Source organism: Salinarimonas soli (genome assembly GCF_008386575.1).
Classification (GTDB): Bacteria; Pseudomonadota; Alphaproteobacteria; order Rhizobiales; family Beijerinckiaceae; genus Salinarimonas_A; species Salinarimonas_A soli.
Map to the genome: position 1 here is coordinate 1 of NZ_VUOA01000174.1, position 304 is coordinate 304.

1 protein-coding gene is annotated in these 304 nt (G+C 37.8%); it reads right to left on the reverse strand.

From position 1 onward, the window contains the following. Window positions 1–82: 82 nt before the first annotated feature. On the reverse strand, window positions 83–304 hold a 222-nt coding region (locus F0L46_RS26675; RefSeq protein WP_210247699.1), incomplete at its 5' end, for a hypothetical protein.

Below are 304 nucleotides of genomic sequence, written 5' to 3' on the forward strand. Positions count from 1 at the left end.
TTGCCGATTGGATGATTTGACATTTTGCTTTTTGCTACCTCAAGAGACGCATAGTTACACCAGCCGATTAAATGATGTGACATTATGCGTCTGCTACATCAAGAGACTCACTGCTACACCAGCCGACTGCATGATGTGACATTTTCCTTGTTGTAACCTCAATTATCGAACGAAAAGGGGCGTATTCTTTCGATTCTGAGTATCTTTTCACAGGTATTTTTAATCTAATCTCCATTTTCAAAAGAAAAGTACGGTTTTCTCTAGTTTCGGGATGATTTTCTTGGATTACATCGTTATTTTTGTT